This window comes from Pantoea alfalfae (assembly GCF_019880205.1).
In the GTDB taxonomy this organism is placed as follows: Bacteria; Pseudomonadota; Gammaproteobacteria; order Enterobacterales; family Enterobacteriaceae; genus Pantoea; species Pantoea alfalfae.
Genome location: NZ_CP082292.1, coordinates 226,755 through 244,643, shown reverse-complemented (window position 1 = coordinate 244,643; position 17,889 = coordinate 226,755). Strand labels below are relative to the sequence as shown.

The window sequence follows — 17,889 nt, the reverse complement described above, 5'->3', positions numbered from 1 at the left end:
AGAAGCAGTCTCGTCGCCATAAAGCGGCATATAACGGGGGAATCAGAAGGAGAGTGTTAGCAGCCAGTCAGATGCACCCGAAGTGCAAAAACGCGGGTTTAAATCAGCAGAAGCAAAGGCAGAAAAAGCAGAAAAGGTGATAATCACAGGTCGATCCCTGACCGCGATTATCGAGGGTTTCTTACAGGGTACTTAGTACATGGCACCCGGCGGTACGTGTTTGAACGTCTCAACGTAAGCGCGGAATACGTGTTTAATGATGCGTTTCATGAAATACCTGTTCAAATTTAGTTGAAGATATACTGAAAAAGTATAGCGCCTGTGCGTTTTAACAGCAAATAAATTTGAACCAGATCACAAAAATGCCGCTTTTATGTGCAAAAGCACTAGGCGGTGTAGCCGAGATGCTGCAACAGAATGGTGGAGCCTACGGCGATTAAGACCACGCCACCCAGCACTTCCGCCCATTTTCCCAGCACCGGACCGATAAAGCGACCGACTAATACGCCTGTGGTCGCCATCACCGTGGTGGCGGCACCAATGGTCAGCGCGGTGGTAATGATATTCACCTGCAGGAAAGCCAGTCCGACACCGACAGCCAGCGCATCGAGGCTGGTCGCGACGGCGGTAGTTGCCAGTACCATAAAGCCGTGGCTTTGCGGGGCTTCGCAGGGTTCGGTGACGGCCGTCTTACGGAAACCTTCCATCATCATACGGCCACCGAGAAACGCCAGCAGGCTGAAGGCAACCCAGTGATCCCATGCCATGATATAACGGCTGGCGGCCAGGCCAAGCGCCCAGCCAATCAGTGGAGTCAGCGCTTCAATGGTGCCAAAGATCAGACCGGTACGCAGCGCTTCTTTAAAACCAGGACGATGCAGTGTGGCACCTTTGCCCAGCGCAGCGGCAAACGCGTCCATCGACATACCCAGCGCAAGAATTAAAGTAGCAATAAAGGTCATGATTTATTCACCTGGGGCGAAAAAGCGGCAATTCACGCTGAATTCACCACACAAAGTGTTCAGTTATGAAAAAGTGGGCGCAGTCTACCATGCAAACCTGAAGATAAAAAGACAGTAAAATCAGGGATTTAAGTATAGCAAAGGCTATAACTCTTATCATTCGCTATGAATGCCGCTAAGTCGATGGTGGCAAAGCATTTTCTTCGGTCTGACCTGGCCGGTTCGGGCTGCGGGATGGCGCTTTGGCGCACGCCACCATTGAACCCTGTCGCCGATTACCTGAAAATGCCGGGCTGATAAATATGGGAAACCGGTTATGAATAACCCTTTTGAGACGTTGATCGTGCCAGGTGGCATTTTGCTGCTGGGCTTTCTCTCGGCGCTGCTGCTGCCCGCACCCGCCTTTAGCGTGACGGTGGCGCAGCACCTGTTGCAGATGTTTCATCTGCAGGATCTGAATCAGCTCTACACGGTGGTGTTTTGCGTCTGGTTTTTGCTGCTGGGCGCACTGGAGTTTTTTGTGATCCGCTTTGTCTGGCGTCGCTGGTTCAGGAGCTGACCGCCTGCGCATCGACCAGCGCTTTTAGCCGTTCGGCACTGCGCGCATAACCTTCACGTGGCAGATGTGCCGCCCCCAGCAGCAGGCCTGCCCCGCGCTGATCCGCCTGCTGATACCAGATCGACAGCGGCGACGGCGCCATGCCCCACTCTGCTGCCTGCTGGGCAATCACCTCATCCGGCGTACCGGCGGGTAAGCGGACAATCACCGCCAGCCCGGCACGTTGCAGATCGGGAAAGTGAGGATGGAGCGCCGCGATCATCTGCTCCAGCCGCTCCTGATAGACGCGCTTCATGCGCCGCAGATGCCGCATAAAGTGACCTTCCCGCAGAAACTCCGCTACCGCATTGTGCAGCAATCCCGAAGAGGCTGGCGCAAGTAATGCGCACACCTCGCCGAAGCGGGCCGTCAGCGCCGTCGGAACCACGATAAAACCGAGCCGCAGGTGCGGCGTCAGCGTCTTACTGAAGGTACCGATGTGCAATACGCGTCCCTCGCTGTCGAGCGCGGCCAGTGCCGGAGCCGCGCGATTACCGGGCTGAAGCTCGCCGAGATAGTCATCTTCGATAATCCAGCGCTGCTCGCGACTGGCCCAGCTCAGCAATGCATGGCGGCGTGCCAGACTCATGGTCATGCCAAGCGGTGCCTGCTGTCCTGGTGTCACCAGCGCAAAAGCGGCATCCGGCGCGCGGGCCATCCCGGCCTCCACCTGCAACCCTTCGGCATCAACCGGCACGGCAACCGGCGTAACGCGCAGCGCGTCAACCGCGCGACGCGCCACCCAGAATCCGGGATCTTCCAGCCAGGCCGTTTTGCCCTGAAAATCCATCGCAAGGCCAATCAGGCCCATCGCGCCCGCATAGCCGCTGGTAATAATAATCTGGTCCGTCTGACAGCGCAGGCCGCGTGCCACCGCAAGGTAGGCCACCAGCGCCTGCCGCAACGCTAAGCTGCCGCGTGGATCGGGATAGCTGGCCGGTCTGCTGACCTGCATGCGCGTCTGACGCTGCAGAATGCGCAGCCAGACTTTGGCCGGGAATGCATCGCTGGCAGGAATGCCCATCTGGAAGATCAGCGGTGGCGCTTCATACCCCTCTGCACCCTCCAGCAGCTGGCGTTCAGCATCGACGCTGACCGGTTTCAACGGCGGTAATGGGCTGACGAAGGTACCCGCCGCACCTCTGGCCTGCAGAAACTGACCATCGACCAGCATGTCATAGCTGGCACGTACCGTGCCGCGCGCCACGCCGAGCTGCACCGCCAGATCGCGACAGGAGGGCAGACGCGCACCGGGCTGTAAGCGCCCTTCTCCAATCGCCTGTTCAATCAGCTGGCGTAGCTGTTCGCTGAGGCCACGTGACGTACCGCGCTGGAGTGTCAGCGTGGAAAGCAGCGATGGACCAGTCAGACTCTCATTTTTTGGCACTTTATCTGCTCCATTGAAAGGCCGAAAATCGCCTCATCAATCCCAGGAGGCAACAAGATGAGCGAACGTATCGATTTCCACAGTGCAGCACCGGCAGGCATGAAAGCGCTGGGCGGCGTATACAGTTATCTGGCGCAAACCGATCTGCCGCTCACTTTACTGGAACTGCTGTTCCTGCGCATATCGCAGATTAACGGCTGCGCCTACTGCATTGATTTACATACCAAAGCGCTGAATAAATCAGGCATGAGTTGGGATAAGATTGTATTGACCTCGGTCTGGCAGGAATCCGGCACGCTGTTCAGTGATAAAGAGAAGGCGGCCCTGCACTGGGCTGAATGCCTGACGCTGATTGCTCAGCAGGGCGCGCCGGATGCCTGCTATGCCACATTAAAAGAGCAATTTAGCGAGAAAAGTATTGTCGATCTGAACATCGCAATTGGCCTGATGAACACCTATAACCGCATGGCGATAAGTCTGAAAAAGCTGCCTGCCAGCGCGAATCAGTCATAAGTGAATCCGATGCGTGCGCCGGTGCGCGCGTATTTTCAGACTCACAAAAATGTAACATTATTTTTACACGAGCAGCTTTTCAGGCTCTCATCACCCGATTCCCGTTATTCCTTACTGCATAATAAATCGCTAAATTTCAGCGAATTAAATAATTCCGCACGGTTCATATCCATTCCGGCCCTGCACCAGCATGGGGCTTTCTCGCAACATACACTTTCAGTTAACTCACTGACTTATCTCTAAAAAACCGCTAATACGCCACCGCCCCTGATGATTAATTCTTATGCTGAATCATTTCTGCATTTAAAAAATAAACAAATGTTTAATTCAGATGCGAGAATGTTATATTCGGATGACTAAGCATAACGTTCAGTTAACGCGTTATCACCGCTTAACCCTATACCTGAGACTTAACCTTAGAGAAATAGCGCAACGCGCTCGAAAGAAGCGTGACTATTTCGCCTGCGAAACTGTTGGGCTTCAGGTCAACAGAAGAGGAGATGTCGCCTCATGAGCAATTCAGCTGTAAACCTTGCGCTCGCGATGAGTGCCATGGCAAAGGACACCACTACTACCGCGCCGGAGCGCAAAGACGTTGACGTGCTGCTGATTGGCGCAGGTGTGATGAGCGCCACCCTCGGCGCGTGGCTGCAGGATTTAGAGCCGGACTGGTCCATCGAAATGGTGGAGCGGCTGGATAGCGTGGCCGAAGAGTCGTCCAACGGCTGGAATAACGCGGGCACCGGTCATGCGGCGCTGGCAGAGCTGAACTATACGCCTCAGCAGGCGGATGGCAGCATCGACATCTCCAAAGCGGTGACGATCAACGAATCGTTCCAGATTTCCCGCCAGTTCTGGGCTTATCAGGTCCAGAAAGGCAACCTGCGCAACCCTGAAAGCTTTATTCACAGCACGCCGCACATGAGCTTTGTCTGGGGTGACGACAATGTCGACTTCCTGCGCAAGCGCTTTAAGGCGCTGCAGAAGAGCACCCTGTTCCGTGGCATGGCCTACTCCGAAGATCCGCAGCAGATTGCCCGCTGGATCCCGCTGGTGATGAATGGCCGTGACCGCAGTCAGAAAGTGGCCGCGACCTGGACGGAGATGGGCACCGACGTGAACTTCGGTGAAATCACCCGTCAGCTGATTGCCTCGTTAGAGAAGAAAGCGAATTTCCAGCTGCGTCTGCGTCAGGAAGTGCGTGAGCTGAAGCAGCTCGCCGACGGTCGCTGGCAGGTGACGCTGCAGTGTCTGAACAGCGGCACGCGTCGCACACTGACGGCAGGTAAAATCTTTATCGGTGCGGGCGGCGCGGCGTTACCGCTTCTCCAGAAGGCGGGTATCCCGGAAGCCAACGGCTATGCCGGTTTCCCGGTGGGCGGTTCGTTCCTGGTCACAGAAAATCCGCAGGTCGTCGCGCAGCACATGGCCAAGGTCTACGGTAAAGCCAGCGTCGGTGCGCCGCCGATGTCTGTGCCGCATGTCGACACCCGCGTGCTGGATGGCAAGCAGGTGCTGCTGTTTGGCCCATTCGCCACCTTCTCGACTAAGTTCCTGAAGCAGGGTTCGCTGATGGATATGTTCACTTCGCTGAACAGCAGCAATATGCTGCCAATGGTGAAAGTGGGGCTGAAAAGTTTTGATCTGGTGAAATACCTGATGGATCAGGTGCTGCAAAGCGATCGCGACCGGATGGACGCGCTGCGCGCCTATGTGCCGCAGGCGAAGCAGGAGGACTGGCAGTTAGTCACTGCCGGTCAGCGTGTGCAGATCATCAAGAAAGATGAAAAAGAGGGCGCCGTGTTGCGTCTGGGCACCGAAGTGGTCGCTTCACAGGATGGCACGATTTCAGCGCTGCTGGGTGCCTCGCCAGGTGCGTCTACGGCGGCACCGATCATGCTGGAGCTGCTGCACAAGGTCTGTCCTGAGCAGATGGCTTCGCCGGAATGGCAGAACAAAATCCGCGCGGTGATCCCTTCCTGGGGTCGCAAACTGAACGGCGACGTGGCGCTGACAGAGAAAGTGTTAGCTGAAACCAGCCGCATTCTGCATCTCGATTACTCGCCGGTCACCCCGATGGCGGCCAACGATGAAGGACGGGAAACCGCCTTCGTCGTCGGCAAGTAATGTGCCACTGAAGAACAGAAGGCTTTGCATCTGAATTGCCCCAGCAAACCGGGCAGTTTATATTAAGCCGCTTTCAGGGCCTGGGTCCGGTACCTAACCGGACCCAGGCCTTTCCGTTTCAGGCTTATCCGCGCGTTATTTCATCATGAACCTATTCGTAGATCGCCCGCTTCACGTCATCAATTCATTTAAACTGATTACGGTATAAATACGCCGAATCCAGCGTGCAGATACTGTATCCCTGAATAATATTACCCGGACAGATTCCTGTCTGTGATATGAATAGTGTGACGCCCAATGATATAAATCCTCCTGTCTGATAATCGTAAAATTACGATAAAAATATGAGCTCTGCGTCACATTAAGGAATATGTCATTTTGTTATTTTCTCCAGGCTCATTATTTAAAAAGGATTTTCATAAAAGGATTAAATATTTTAGAAGTAAAATATGTCTCTGGTGTCGGAGCCGAATCTTACAGATTCGATGTTAATCTGGAGATTGCTCAGGTTATGACTGCGAAGTTTAACCAATGTAATGTAAAAGATTTAACTACAGATATGTTTCAATTTGCAATAGCCTCCGGCGTGCCGGGCTCAATGAGCGGTGCCGTAATCGTTCCTGGCATCGGACTGGTGCCAGGATGGATTGTCGGAGCAGCTACGGATGCGACAGGCGCGGCTTTCACTTACGGACTAACCTGCTGGTGGTAATGAAACCGGTACAGAGAGTTTTTTTAGATACGCTGCTCATCATTTTAGCATTATTTTTAATGGTCTATTTTATTGATGGTTTACCAACGATAAAAGACTTAATCAAAATAGTGATAACCGGAGTATTAACAGGACTGATAAATTACAAGCTATATGGTAAATAAAATCGCTGTTTGCAGAATTAAAATATCACCTTTTAAAAATCTTACTTAATCGATTAACGCTTTAAAGCTGGACAGTTTATATTAAGGCGCTTTCAGGGCCTGGGTTCGATATTCAACCGGACTCAGGCCTTTCATTTTCAGGCTTGTCGGTTCGCTATTTTAAGAGATAGGTTCAAAGATGACTCTGCTGGGTGAGCAGCTTTAAGGGTCAATCCGGTTGCGGGGCCTTTTTTATTGGCCGGTTACCTGGTCGATTCGGGCATTCTCTATTAGGGTTAAGGCATCTTTTAGCTGCACGATCAGGAGGAACCCGCATGTCTTACTCCCCTGCGTCACCCGAATTTACCCTGCTCGACCGCTACTGGCGGGCAGCGAACTACCTCTCCGTCGGACAGATTTACCTGATGGATAACCCACTGTTACGCGAACCGCTCAAACCGGAGCACATCAAACCGCGTCTGCTGGGCCACTGGGGCACCACGCCAGGGCTGAATTTTATCTACGCTCATCTCAACCGTGTTATCCGCAAACAGAACCTGAATATGATCTACATCTGCGGGCCAGGACACGGCGGCCCTGGCATGGTGGCAAATACCTGGCTGGAGGGCAGCTACAGCGAGATTTATCCGCACATCTCTCAGGATGCGGCGGGCATGCAGCGCCTGTTTAAGCAGTTTTCTTTTCCGGGCGGCATTCCCAGCCACGCCGCGCCAGAAACGCCCGGCTCGATTAATGAAGGCGGTGAGCTGGGCTATTCGCTCTCCCATGCCTTTGGTGCCGCTTTCGATAATCCCGATCTGGTGGTGCCATGCGTGATTGGCGACGGTGAAGCCGAGACCGGGCCGCTGGCCTCAAGCTGGCACGGCATCAAATTCCTCAACCCTGAACGTGACGGTGCGGTGCTGCCGATTCTGCATCTGAATGGCTATAAGATTGCCAACCCGACGCTGCTGGGTCGCAGCAGCGACGAAGACCTGCACCAGCTGTTCAGTGGCTACGGCTATGAGCCGATATTTGTCTGCGGACATGAACCGGAAAAAATGCATCCGCTGATGGCGGAGGCACTGGATAACGCCTTCAGTAAGATCGCTCAGTATCAGCGAGAGGCGCGCAGCGGCAACGCCAGCACTGACGTGCCGCGCTGGCCGATGATTATTCTGCGCAGCCCCAAAGGCTGGACCGGCCCAAAAACGGTCGACGGCAAGAAAGTTGAGGATTTCTGGCGGGCGCATCAGGTGCCGGTCGCGGCCTGTCGTGAAGATGACGGTCATCGCCAGATCCTTGAGACGTGGATGCGCAGCTATCAGCCTGACGACCTGTTTGATGAGCAGGGTCGCCTGAAGCCGGAACTGCAGGCGCTGGCACCAGAGGGCGATAAGCGCATGGGCGCTTCACCGTATGCCAATGGCGGCCTGCTGCGTCGTGAGCTGGATACGCCCGGGATCGCAGAGTTTGCCTGCGATGTCAGCGAGCCAGGTACGGAGATGGCGCAGGCCACCGAGCATCTGGGCCGCTATCTCAGCGTGCTGTTCCAGCGTAACCGCGATAATTTCCGCCTGTTTGGCCCGGATGAAACCGCCTCTAACCGCCTGACACCCGTCTTCGACGTGACCAGCCGCACCTGGCTGGAACGAACCGAGCCTTATGATGAGCAGCTGGCGCGGGATGGCCGGGTGATGGAAATTCTCAGTGAGCATCAGTGTCAGGGCTGGCTGGAAGGCTATCTGCTGACCGGCCGCCACGGACTGTTCAACTGCTATGAGGCTTTTATTCACATCGTCGATTCGATGTTTAACCAGCACGCCAAGTGGCTGAAAGTCTCGCGCAAACTGGGCTGGCGTAAACCGATCTCGTCGCTGAACTATCTGCTCTCGTCCCATGTCTGGCGGCAGGACCACAATGGCTACAGCCATCAGGATCCGGGCTTTATCGATCACGTCGCTAACAAGAAAGCGGACATCGTGCGCATCTACCTGCCGCCCGATGCCAATACGCTGCTGTGGGTTGGCGATCACTGCCTGCGCACCTGGGACCGGATCAATGTGATTGTGGCGGGTAAACAGCCTGCGCCGCAGTGGCTGGATATGGCCAGCGCCGTGACACATTGTGAAGCGGGTATGGGTGAGTGGCGCTGGGCGGGCACTACGCCGGAGAATGAACAGCCGGATGTGGTGATGGCCTGTGCCGGTGATGTCCCAACTATGGAAACGATGGCGGCGGTCGATCTGCTGCGCGAGATGCTGCCCGAACTGCGCATCCGCGTGGTGAATGTAGTCGACCTGCTGGCGCTACAGCCGGAAGAGCAGCATCCGCATGGCAAATCTGATGCGGAGTTCGATGCGCTGTTTACCCAGGACAAACCGGTGATCTTTGCCTTCCACGGCTATCCGACGCTGATCCATCGCCTGACCTATTCCCGTACCAATCACCGCAACTTCCATGTGCGCGGCTTCAATGAAGAGGGAACCACCACCACGCCATTTGATATGACGGTGCTGAACGAGCTTGACCGCTATCATCTCGCGCAGGAGGCGATTCTGCGCGTGCCGGGACTGGCCGATACACATCCGGAACTGCTGGAGGATTTACAGCAGCGTCTGGCGGAGCATCATCGCTATGTCCGTGAACATGGCGAAGATTTGCCGGAGGTGCAGAACTGGAAATGGCCGTCGGCCACCGCACCCGGTGCACCTGATTAAGCGGCCAGCAGCGCGTCGGTCAGCATCCAGACGGTCGTCGCCACCAGTGACAGCGCCATCAGGCTGTTAAACAGCTGACGCTTCCAGGCAATCTGCAGATGGCTGCGCAGGCGATCGCCCAGCGCAGCCCAGATCAGGATGCAGGGCAGATTGAGCAGCATAAAGGCGATCATCACCGTCAGCACACCGCTACTGCCGCTGTAAAGCAGCGCGACGTTGGTGGCCATCAGCCAGGCTTTGGGGTTGATGGCCTGGAAGCAGGCACCGCCCACCAGCGTCATCGGCTGTGCCCGGGTTCGCGCTTCCGGTGCACCGGCGCGAAAAATTTTCCAGGATAACCACATCAGATAGGTACAGCCTGCCAGCGTCAGCGGCAGGCGAATCGCCGCCATCCAGTGCAGCAACACCTCCAATGCCATCCCGGCAATCACTGTCTGTACCGCGCAGCCCACCAGAATGCCAAACACCATCGGCAGGGTCCGCCGCATGCCAAAATTGACCCCGGATGTCGCCAGCAACAGATTGTTCGGGCCTGGGGTAATCGACATCACGGTAACGTAACTGAAGAAAGAGGGATCGAGCATCGTGGCTCTCCTGAAAGTGGACAGCGTTCTATGCTACGGCGGAGAAAGAGATGGTAACAGTGACACAAAATCACTATTGTAATGGTTACAGTTCCCGTTAACAGCAATTGTACCCATCCACGCCGGAGGCTTCTGTGTCCCTTACTCCTGCTTCCAATCAGCCGCTCTATCAGCAGCTCGCAGACAGCTTCGCTGAGGCCATCCATCAGGGCACGCTGAAACCCGGTAAACGCCTGCCGGCGATCCGCCGTGTCGCGCAGTCACACCAGGTCAGCGTCAATACGGTGCTGAATGCCTGGCAGATGCTGGAAGATCGCGGGCTGATTGAGGCGCGGCCGCAGTCGGGCTACTACGTGCGCGGCGTGTTGCCGGCTGTAACCCGTCACGGTCAGCATAAAGCCCGGGTACGCGACCCCAGCAGCGGTAAGCTCGACCTGATCGATAAGGTGTTTGCAGCGCAGAATCATCCCGACTACACCAATATTTCCCTGGCCTGCCCGCAGGACAGCGAGCTGTTTCCGGCGGCGCGCATCGCCCGGATTACCGCCTCACTGCTGCGCCGTCATCCCAACATCATCGGGCGCTATGCACTTCCACCCGGTAGTGAGCGCTTACGGGAGGAGATTGCGCGACGGGCGCTGCACGCCGGGCAAACGCTCACCGCCGATGAGATCACCCTGACCCATGGTTGCATGGAGGCTTTACAACTGGCGCTGCGGGCGGTGACGCAGCCCGGCGACTGCGTTGGGCTGGAGTCGCCGACCTACTTTTTCCTCTTCCCCCTGCTGGCGTCGCTGGGCCTGAAGGCGCTGGAAATCCCTACCGATCCGCAGCATGGCCTGTCGCTGGATGCGCTGGAGATGCTGCTTCAGGAGCAGCGTATTAAGGCACTGATTGCGATGCCCAGCGTGCAGAACCCGCTGGGCTGCGGCATGTCGCTGGAGAATAAGAAGCGGCTGGCTAAGTTAGTGAATACTTACCACGTTCCGCTGATTGAAGATGGGCTTTATGACGAGTTGCAGTTCGACTGGCCGCTCTCACCCGCCGTGAAAGCCTTTGATCGCGATGGCTGGGTGATCTACTGCACCAGCTTCACCAAAACCGTGGCACCCGATTTCCGACTTGGCTGGACCGCCGCAGGTCGTTTTCATGATGCGATTGCCCGACTGAAAGCAGTGTCGTCGATGGCCGAATCCGCCCTGCTCTCGGAAACGCTGGCGGAGTTTCTTGCGTCCGGCGGTTATGACCATCATCTGCGCACGCTACGCCGTCGCTACGCGGCCAATCTGGATGAGGCGCGCGGTCTGATCGCCCGTTACTTCCCGGTGGGAACCCGCGCGACGCTGCCACGCGGTGGATTTGTTTTCTGGGTTGAGTTACCGGGCGGCGTGAATACCACAGAGATGTTTGATCGACTGCTGCAGGAGCAGATTTGCGTCACGCCTGGCGCGCTCTATTCGCTGAGTGAGCGCTACAACCATGCGCTGCGTCTCTCCTGCTGCTATCCGTTTGATGCGCGCTATACCCGGGCGATTCAGCGCGCAGGTGAACTCGCCTGTGAACTGGCAGGCGTGTCGTGCGGCCAGGCTCAGGGTGTACCGTTGCGGCCCCAGACGGTATAGCCGCGACGTTCAGTCAGGCGCTCGTAATAGGTGCGCACCGCCGGATAGTCGGGATGATCGAGCGGGGTTTCAAACCAGCGGTTTACCGCCAGGCCAATCGGAATGTCTGCCAGGGTAAAATTGCGTCCGGCGACGTAGCGCCCGGTTTTTTCCAGCTGCTGATTGAGAATGCTCATAGTGTGCGCCCAGCCTTTGCTGGCCGCAGCCAACAGTCGCGGGTCCTGGTGGGCCGGTGAGTTTCGCACCAGCGACATAAAGGCGTAACGCCATGAGGTGTTGAGTTCGGTGGATTGCCAGTCCATCCACTGATCGACAGGTGCACGCGTCTGCGGATGCAGAGGATAAAGCCATTCACCGCCATAGGCGTTCGACAGATAGCGCAGAATGGCGTTGGATTCCCACATCACAAAGTCACCATCTTTCAGCACCGGCACCATCGCATTCGGGTTGAGTGCCATGAATTCGGGCAGGTGCGTTGAACGGAAGCCATCGCCCCACTCTTCGCGCTGGTAATCGAGTTCCAGCTCGTCACACAGCCATAATACTTTGCGCACGTTGATTGAGGAGGCGCGTCCCAGGATCGTCAGCATTCACAGTCTCCGATAAAATCTTTAACTTATTGATAACGCTGTTAGCTGTTATAAGCAATCATCCGGCAGAGAAAAGGCCACACTAAAGCCACAGTAAGGAGTCACAATGAAGGTCGCGTTTAAGCAAGTCGATGTGTTTACCTCATCAGCCTTTAACGGCAATCCGCTGGCGGTGATCATGGATGCTCAGGGGTTAAGCGACAGCCAGCTGGCGGCGATTGCCCGCTGGACAAACCTGTCGGAAACCACCTTTGTCCTTCCGCCACAGCACGAAGAGGCGGACTATCGGGTGCGTATTTTTACCGTTGAAGGGGAACTGCCGTTTGCCGGTCATCCGACGCTGGGCACCGCCCATGCGCTGCTGGAGGCGGGCTGGCCAACCCGCACACCGGGTGAAATCGTGCAGGAGTGCGGCGTCGGTAACGTGACGGTGAAGATAGGTGACGCGGACCTGGCCTTTGCCGCGCCGGCTGCCACGCTGATGCCCTGGCAGGATGCGCGGATGAGTAACGCCTTAAACTGCGATGCGTTCGATCTGACGCAAAGTCCGACGATAGTGGACATGGGGATTCGCTGGCTGCTCATTCCGATGATTAGCGCTGAAGCGGTACTGGCGCTGCAGCCCGATGTCAGTGAATTGCAGCGACTGATTCAGCATGCGGGTGTCTCGGGCATCATGCCCTTTGGTCGTCTGCCTGCGGACGAGCCTGAGCAGTATGAAGTGCGCGGCCTGCTGGTAGAGAATGGCAGTCTGACCGAAGATCCGGTCACCGGCAGTGCCAACGCCTGTCTGGCGCGCTACTTTGCCGCGGCGGGGCAAACCACCCCCTATCGCGTTCGCCAGGGCACGGCCCTGCAGCGTGCTGGTCGGGTGAATGTGACCTTTGCCGGTGAGACCATCTGGATTAGCGGCAATACCGTGACCGTCATCGACGGCACCATTACGCTGTAAAATGCGGCGGCGTCGTGTTTTTCGCGACGCCGCCCGGGGTTAAATCCCCTGCCCGCCTGACGCTTCAATGCGCTGCGCGGTGATCCAGCCCGTTTCATCGCTAAGGATCGCGCTGATAGCGTCGCCGATATCATCCGGCAGTCCGACCCGACCCAGCGCCGTCAGCCCGGCAATCTGGTCGTTAATCTCGCGGGTATCGCGTACCCGTCCTCCGCCAAAGTCAGTCTCTATTGCGCCTGGTGCCAGAATATTGACGCGAATGCGGCGTTCACCCAGCTCTTTCGCCTGATAGCGCGTCAGGACTTCCATCGCCCCTTTCATCGACGCATAGGTTGCGGAGCCCGGATAAACCAGACGGGTCAGACCGCTGGAGATATTCAGGATGCGCCCCCCGTCGTTAATCAGCGGCAATAGCTTCTGGGTCAGGAAGTAAGGCCCTTTGAAATGCACATTCACCAGCGCATCAAATTCCGCTTCGGTGGTGTCGGTAAACGGCTTGTAATGTCCGTGCCCGGCGTTGTTCACTAAATAGTCAAAGCGCTCTCGTTGCCACTGCAGCTGCAATACCTCTTTCACTTCGCCAACAAAGCGATCAAACTGCCCGGTGTCGCCGACATCCAGCGCCAGCGCCACGGCGCGTCGTCCCAGTGCTTCAATTTCCTTTACAACCGCCTGCGCCTCATCGGCATGGCTGCGGTACGTCAGAATGATATCTGTGCCTCTCGCAGCCAGTTTTAAGGCTCCATTCCGGCCTAAACCACGGTTTCCACCGGTAATTAACGCTACTTTCTGATTCATCGCTCACACCTGTTGAAAAATTGAACACGGTTTAAGGATATTCGCGAATTATTGATCTATAAACAGGGTTAAATGCGCATCACTGTTTCAATAAAAACAACAATCGGTGAACAACATGGACAAAATTCACGCAATGCAGGTGTTTGTGCGGGTGGCCGAAATGGGCAGTTTTACCCGCGCGGCAGAGAGTTTAGGCGTCCCCAAAGGCAGCGTATCGCGGCAGATTCAGGCGCTGGAGAATCAAATGGCAACACGTTTGCTGCATCGCACCACGCGCCGGGTGCAACTAACCCAGGATGGCCTGGTCTATTACGACCGCTGTCTGGATCTGTTGTCGATGATTGACGATATGGACAGCCTGTTTCAGCACGAGCCCGCCTCGCTCAGCGGTAAACTCCGGGTCGACATGTCAGTGGCGATGGCCACCGGTTTTATCCTGCCAAGGCTGCCGGAATTTCTGCAACACTACCCGGGCGTGGAAATTGAGCTGAGCAGCAGCGACCGTCAGGTGGATGTGATCCGTGAAGGATTTGACTGCGTCATCCGGGTCGGTGAGCTGAAGGATTCAGGTCTGATTGCGCGAAAAATTGGTACTCATACCTTGATCAACTGCGCCAGCCCTGGCTACCTTTCGCGTTTCGGCATGCCAATCCGGCTGGAAGAGCTGTCGCAGCATGCGATGGTGCATTACAGCCAGCAGCTCGGCCAGGCCTCACCCGGCTTTGAATATTTCGATGGCAGGCAGTGCCATTACGTTCATACCGGTGGCGTGGTGACGGTGAACAGTACGGAAACTTATCGCGCCGCCTGCCTGGCAGGGCTGGGGATTATTCAGGTGCCCGCCGCCGGGATTCAGTCATTACTGGAAAGGGGCGAGCTGGTGGAAGTGCTGCATCGCTTTCCCGCCAGACCGATGCCGATCCATCTGCTCTATCCGCACCGGCGCAATGTGGCACGCCGCGTAAGGGTATTTATGGAGTGGCTGACTCAGGTGTTACAGGAGTACGTCACCTGAGCGGCTATACTTTGATTTTAATGATAAACAGGACAGTGAAGGTCTATGACAGACAAGCAGGAAAACCCGCAGGATATGCAGCCAGAAAAGCCGCTTATCGATATTAAAACCGGCAATCACACCGTGGATGAGTCGATTGTTCGCGTGTCACGCTTCGCCACCTGGTTCCAGTCTATTCCGGCGGTGGCGCATTTTATTCGCGCTCTGGACCGCTTTAATGACCGGCTCGGCAGCCAGTTTGGCGCGGCTATTACTTATTTCTCGTTTTTATCACTGATCCCCATTCTGATGGTCTCGTTCGCCGCCGTGGGTTTTGTGCTGGCATCGAATCAGGATCTGCTGACCGATATCATCAACAAAATCGTCAGCAGCATCAGTGACCCGACGCTGGCTACCACGCTGAAGAATACGGTGAACACCGCCATTCAGCAGCGTGCCACCGTGGGTATCACTGGTTTACTGCTGGCGCTCTACTCCGGCCTTAACTGGATGGGTAATCTGCGTGAAGCGATCCGCGCCCAGTCGCGCGACGTCTGGGAACGCAAACCGGATGACAAAGAGAAGATCTGGAAACGTTATATTCGCGACTTCCTGTCATTGACGGGTCTGATGCTGGCGCTGGTGATTACGCTGTCGCTGACCTCGGTAGCCGGTTCTGCTCAGGCGACCATCGTGAGTGCGCTGGGGCTGGATGGCATTGAGTGGTTACGCCCTGCCCTGACCATTATCGCCACGTCCATTTCCGTTCTGGCAAACTACCTGTTGTTCCTCTGGATTTTCTGGATTTTGCCGCGTCATAAGCCGCGCAAGAAAGCGCTGTTCCGCGGCACCCTGCTGGCGGCAATCGGCTTTGAGGTGATTAAGTTTGTGATGACGCTGACGCTGCCGAAGCTGGCAACCTCACCTTCTGGTGCAGCCTTTGGTTCTGTGCTTGGCCTGATGGCGTTCTTCTATTTCTTCGCCCGCCTGACGCTGTTCTGTGCAGCGTGGATCGCCACAGCCAAATATAAAGATGACCCGCAGATGCCGGAAGCGGGCAGCGCATCCCGCCGCAAAGCATCGTAATTCGTTAACAACAGCGGAAAATGTCACCCCCCGGCTATTTTTTCACCCGATAACAGGATGAATAGCTGAGGGGTCACTTTTATTTAGCCCTTTCTTAGAGTATCCCGCCAGATATCGTCCGGTTTACCCCGGTATCACCCGGCATTCGTCACACCACAGAAATTATCCTCTTTTTGCCCTCTGAAGCCAGACGCGGCGCGGGTTTTCATCATTGAATGCGCTCTGGCAGATGCGTAAGATTCTTTGTCTGTATTTACAAATAAGAAACAGTTATGCAAGCCTCCCTCACAGACACACTCGACAAACAGCAGGATCCCACACCGGTTAACTCACGCAGTAAAGTGGTGATTGCCTCGCTGGTCGGTACCGCCATCGAGTTCTTCGACTTTTATATTTATGCCACTGCGGCAGTGATTGTTTTTCCGCACATTTTCTTCCCGCAGGGTGATGCCACGGTCGCCACGCTACAGTCGCTGGCCACTTTTGCTATCGCCTTTATCGCACGTCCGATTGGCTCCGCCGTATTTGGTCACTTTGGCGATCGCGTCGGGCGTAAAGCCACGCTGGTTGCCTCGCTGCTGACTATGGGGATCTCTACGGTGGTCATTGGGCTGCTGCCAGGCTATGAGACGATTGGCGTGATGGCACCGCTGCTGCTGGCGCTGGCGCGTTTTGGTCAGGGGCTGGGACTGGGCGGTGAATGGGGCGGCGCGGCGCTGCTGGCGACGGAAAATGCCCCGGCGAAGAAGCGTGCGCTCTATGGTTCATTCCCTCAGCTGGGTGCACCGATTGGCTTTTTCTTCGCTAACGGGACTTTTCTGCTGCTCTCCTGGCTGCTGACCGACGAGCAGTTTATGCAGTGGGGCTGGCGCGTGCCGTTTATTCTCTCCGCCGTGCTGGTGCTGATTGGCCTGTATGTGCGCGTGTCGCTGCATGAGAGTCCGGTGTTTGCCAAAGTGCAGAAAGAGAAGAAGCAGGTTCGGGTGCCGATTGCGGCGCTGCTGAGCAAGCATCTGACCGCCACGATTCTCGGCACTTTTATCATGCTGGCGACCTATACGCTGTTCTATATCATGACCGTCTATTCGATGAGCTATGGCACCACACCATCACCAGCAGGTCTGGGCATTCCGCGTAACAGTATGTTGTGGATGCTGATGCTGGCGGTGATTGGTTTTGGTGTGATGGTGCCGATTGCCGGTTTGCTGGCCGACCGTTTTGGTCGTCGCAAGACGATGATTACCATTACGCTGATGATTATCGCGTTTTCGTTCCTGTTCCCAACGATGCTGGGTTCCGGTTCACAGGCGCTGGTGATGGCGTTTCTGCTGCTGGGTCTGAGCATTATGGGGCTGACGTTTGGCCCGATGGGCGCGCTGCTGCCGGAGCTGTTCCCGACCGAAGTGCGTTATACCGGCGCCTCGTTCTCCTATAATCTCTCCTCGATTCTGGGAGCCTCTGTTGCGCCTTACATCGCGACCTGGCTGAATGCCAATTATGGTCTGCAGGCGGTGGGGCTGTATCTGGCATCGATGGCGGTGCTGACGCTGATCGCGTTGCTGGCCTGTAAAGAGACGCGTCACCAGACGTTGTATGACGTTTAATCCTGTTAGATGAAGATCAGTGAAACCCGGCAGCCGCCGGGTTTTTTTATGGGCTGGGTTCAATAAATCTAAGGCAGCTTAGGGAACATACTTCGACACTGAGGAGTTTAAAAGCATAGCCTTGTGGTCATGCAATAGGCTCAGGGAGCATACGCCTTTCGCAAAGACGCAAAAGACGCCATCCATGGCGGGCTCAGCGCGGGCCGTCCCTGGCCCGCTATGCTTTGCTACAGGCGTATGCTCCCATCGCTTTAACCATGTTGGCTGTCTGTTTAGAAAATCTGAATTGTGCTCAAAGTTACAAACGTGGGCTGTGATAACTCTTCCAACAATAAAATAGCTCAGGGCGCTGGCAATATGGTCAGAGGAGGAAAGCGTCCCGCGCCATGGATGGCGCGGGCAGAGCATGCCAGGGATGGCGGGTTTTGCGTCTTTCCGATCTGACCGTATTGCCCGTGCAGGCTCGGTCTTACAGCGAAGCAGGCAGTGCAGGCACC

At 56.0% G+C, this 17,889-nt stretch carries 16 protein-coding genes; 10 read left to right on the top strand and 6 right to left on the bottom strand.

What is annotated here, in order from left to right; all coding sequences use genetic code 11:
• Positions 1-192 precede the first annotated feature (192 nt).
• Both azuC and mntP read right to left on the bottom strand, forming a co-directional pair.
• A complete protein-coding gene (gene azuC, locus K6R05_RS22350) occupies positions 193-270 on the bottom strand; it encodes a stress response protein AzuC (RefSeq protein WP_123809971.1) in 78 nt (25 codons plus the stop codon).
• Between the two features lie 116 nt (positions 271-386).
• The gene (gene mntP / locus K6R05_RS01120) at positions 387-962 is read right to left on the bottom strand and encodes a manganese efflux pump MntP (protein ID WP_222924856.1); all 576 of its coding nucleotides are present in this window, start codon (positions 960-962) and stop codon (positions 387-389) included.
• A gap of 316 nt (positions 963-1,278) precedes the next feature.
• Between mntP and K6R05_RS01115 the strand changes: the two genes are divergently transcribed.
• A complete protein-coding gene (locus K6R05_RS01115; RefSeq protein WP_161736897.1) occupies positions 1,279-1,521 on the top strand; it encodes a DUF1158 domain-containing protein in 243 nt (80 codons plus the stop codon).
• On the opposite strand, the gene pdxR is transcribed toward K6R05_RS01115, so the two are convergent.
• A complete protein-coding gene (pdxR, locus tag K6R05_RS01110; RefSeq protein WP_222924855.1) occupies positions 1,511-2,947 on the bottom strand; it encodes a MocR-like pyridoxine biosynthesis transcription factor PdxR in 1,437 nt (478 codons plus the stop codon). The two genes, K6R05_RS01115 and pdxR, sit on opposite strands and share 11 nt — an antisense overlap.
• 57 nt (positions 2,948-3,004) lie before the next feature.
• Between pdxR and K6R05_RS01105 the strand changes: the two genes are divergently transcribed.
• The 4 genes from K6R05_RS01105 (at position 3,005) to K6R05_RS01090 (ending at position 9,162) form a co-directional block, all read left to right on the top strand.
• Positions 3,005-3,460: a carboxymuconolactone decarboxylase family protein gene (locus tag K6R05_RS01105; RefSeq protein ID WP_161736895.1), complete on the top strand. Its 456-nt coding sequence runs from the start codon at positions 3,005-3,007 to the stop codon at positions 3,458-3,460.
• Positions 3,461-3,970: 510 nt separating this feature from the next.
• Positions 3,971-5,587 carry a malate dehydrogenase (quinone) gene (mqo, locus tag K6R05_RS01100; protein WP_222924854.1) on the top strand — a complete coding sequence of 539 codons (1,617 nt, stop codon included), beginning with the start codon at positions 3,971-3,973 and terminating at the stop codon, positions 5,585-5,587.
• Positions 5,588-5,957: 370 nt separating this feature from the next.
• Positions 5,958-6,299, top strand: coding sequence for a hypothetical protein (locus tag K6R05_RS01095; RefSeq protein WP_222924853.1), 342 nt, complete (start codon positions 5,958-5,960; stop codon positions 6,297-6,299).
• A 478-nt stretch (positions 6,300-6,777) separates the two neighbouring features.
• Complete coding sequence (locus tag K6R05_RS01090) at positions 6,778-9,162, top strand: phosphoketolase family protein (protein ID WP_222924852.1); 2,385 nt, start codon at positions 6,778-6,780, stop codon at positions 9,160-9,162.
• Here K6R05_RS01090 and K6R05_RS01085 read toward each other — a convergent pair.
• Positions 9,159-9,746: a LysE family translocator gene (locus K6R05_RS01085; protein WP_161736397.1), complete on the bottom strand. Its 588-nt coding sequence runs from the start codon at positions 9,744-9,746 to the stop codon at positions 9,159-9,161. The two genes, K6R05_RS01090 and K6R05_RS01085, sit on opposite strands and share 4 nt — an antisense overlap.
• A gap of 134 nt (positions 9,747-9,880) precedes the next feature.
• On the opposite strand from K6R05_RS01085, the gene K6R05_RS01080 reads away from it, so the two are divergent.
• On the top strand, positions 9,881-11,368 hold the full coding sequence (locus K6R05_RS01080) for an aminotransferase-like domain-containing protein (protein WP_161736398.1): 1,488 nt from the start codon (positions 9,881-9,883) through the stop codon (positions 11,366-11,368).
• Here the strand turns inward: K6R05_RS01080 and K6R05_RS01075 are convergent.
• Positions 11,335-11,958 (bottom strand): glutathione S-transferase family protein, encoded by a 624-nt coding sequence (locus K6R05_RS01075; RefSeq protein ID WP_161736399.1) that lies wholly within the window; start codon positions 11,956-11,958, stop codon positions 11,335-11,337. The two genes, K6R05_RS01080 and K6R05_RS01075, sit on opposite strands and share 34 nt — an antisense overlap.
• Positions 11,959-12,064: 106 nt before the next feature.
• Between K6R05_RS01075 and K6R05_RS01070 the strand changes: the two genes are divergently transcribed.
• Positions 12,065-12,910, top strand: a complete 846-nt coding sequence (locus K6R05_RS01070) for a PhzF family phenazine biosynthesis protein (RefSeq protein WP_161736400.1) — start codon at positions 12,065-12,067, stop codon at positions 12,908-12,910.
• Positions 12,911-12,949: 39 nt separating this feature from the next.
• Here K6R05_RS01070 and K6R05_RS01065 read toward each other — a convergent pair whose 3' ends face one another.
• Positions 12,950-13,708: an SDR family NAD(P)-dependent oxidoreductase gene (locus K6R05_RS01065; RefSeq protein WP_161736401.1), complete on the bottom strand. Its 759-nt coding sequence runs from the start codon at positions 13,706-13,708 to the stop codon at positions 12,950-12,952.
• A gap of 115 nt (positions 13,709-13,823) precedes the next feature.
• On the opposite strand from K6R05_RS01065, the gene K6R05_RS01060 reads away from it, so the two are divergent.
• The 3 genes from K6R05_RS01060 to K6R05_RS01050 all read left to right on the top strand — a co-directional run bounded on the left by K6R05_RS01060 (position 13,824) and on the right by K6R05_RS01050 (position 17,392).
• The gene (locus tag K6R05_RS01060) at positions 13,824-14,723 is read left to right on the top strand and encodes a LysR family transcriptional regulator (protein WP_222924851.1); all 900 of its coding nucleotides are present in this window, start codon (positions 13,824-13,826) and stop codon (positions 14,721-14,723) included.
• Between the two features lie 45 nt (positions 14,724-14,768).
• Complete coding sequence (yhjD, locus tag K6R05_RS01055) at positions 14,769-15,788, top strand: inner membrane protein YhjD (protein WP_033784266.1); 1,020 nt, start codon at positions 14,769-14,771, stop codon at positions 15,786-15,788.
• Positions 15,789-16,060: 272 nt separating this feature from the next.
• Positions 16,061-17,392: an MFS transporter gene (locus tag K6R05_RS01050; RefSeq protein WP_161736404.1), complete on the top strand. Its 1,332-nt coding sequence runs from the start codon at positions 16,061-16,063 to the stop codon at positions 17,390-17,392.
• Positions 17,393-17,889: the final 497 nt, after the last annotated feature.

Excerpts from the sequence above, each read along its gene's own strand:
- mqo (WP_222924854.1), top strand. The coding sequence starts at position 3,971 with ATGAGCAATTCAGCTGTAAACCTTGCGCTCGCGATGAGTGCCATGGCA.
- K6R05_RS01070 (WP_161736400.1), top strand. The coding sequence starts at position 12,065 with ATGAAGGTCGCGTTTAAGCAAGTCGATGTGTTTACCTCATCAGCCTTT.
- K6R05_RS01095 (WP_222924853.1), top strand. The coding sequence starts at position 5,958 with ATGTCATTTTGTTATTTTCTCCAGGCTCATTATTTAAAAAGGATTTTC.
- K6R05_RS01060 (WP_222924851.1), top strand. The coding sequence starts at position 13,824 with ATGGACAAAATTCACGCAATGCAGGTGTTTGTGCGGGTGGCCGAAATG.
- K6R05_RS01085 (WP_161736397.1), bottom strand. The coding sequence starts at position 9,746 with ATGCTCGATCCCTCTTTCTTCAGTTACGTTACCGTGATGTCGATTACC.
- K6R05_RS01115 (WP_161736897.1), top strand. The coding sequence starts at position 1,279 with ATGAATAACCCTTTTGAGACGTTGATCGTGCCAGGTGGCATTTTGCTG.
- K6R05_RS01075 (WP_161736399.1), bottom strand. The coding sequence starts at position 11,958 with ATGCTGACGATCCTGGGACGCGCCTCCTCAATCAACGTGCGCAAAGTA.
- K6R05_RS01050 (WP_161736404.1), top strand. The coding sequence starts at position 16,061 with ATGCAAGCCTCCCTCACAGACACACTCGACAAACAGCAGGATCCCACA.
- yhjD (WP_033784266.1), top strand. The coding sequence starts at position 14,769 with ATGACAGACAAGCAGGAAAACCCGCAGGATATGCAGCCAGAAAAGCCG.
- K6R05_RS01105 (WP_161736895.1), top strand. The coding sequence starts at position 3,005 with ATGAGCGAACGTATCGATTTCCACAGTGCAGCACCGGCAGGCATGAAA.
- azuC (WP_123809971.1), bottom strand. The coding sequence starts at position 270 with ATGAAACGCATCATTAAACACGTATTCCGCGCTTACGTTGAGACGTTC.
- mntP (WP_222924856.1), bottom strand. The coding sequence starts at position 962 with ATGACCTTTATTGCTACTTTAATTCTTGCGCTGGGTATGTCGATGGAC.
- K6R05_RS01090 (WP_222924852.1), top strand. The coding sequence starts at position 6,778 with ATGTCTTACTCCCCTGCGTCACCCGAATTTACCCTGCTCGACCGCTAC.
- K6R05_RS01065 (WP_161736401.1), bottom strand. The coding sequence starts at position 13,708 with ATGAATCAGAAAGTAGCGTTAATTACCGGTGGAAACCGTGGTTTAGGC.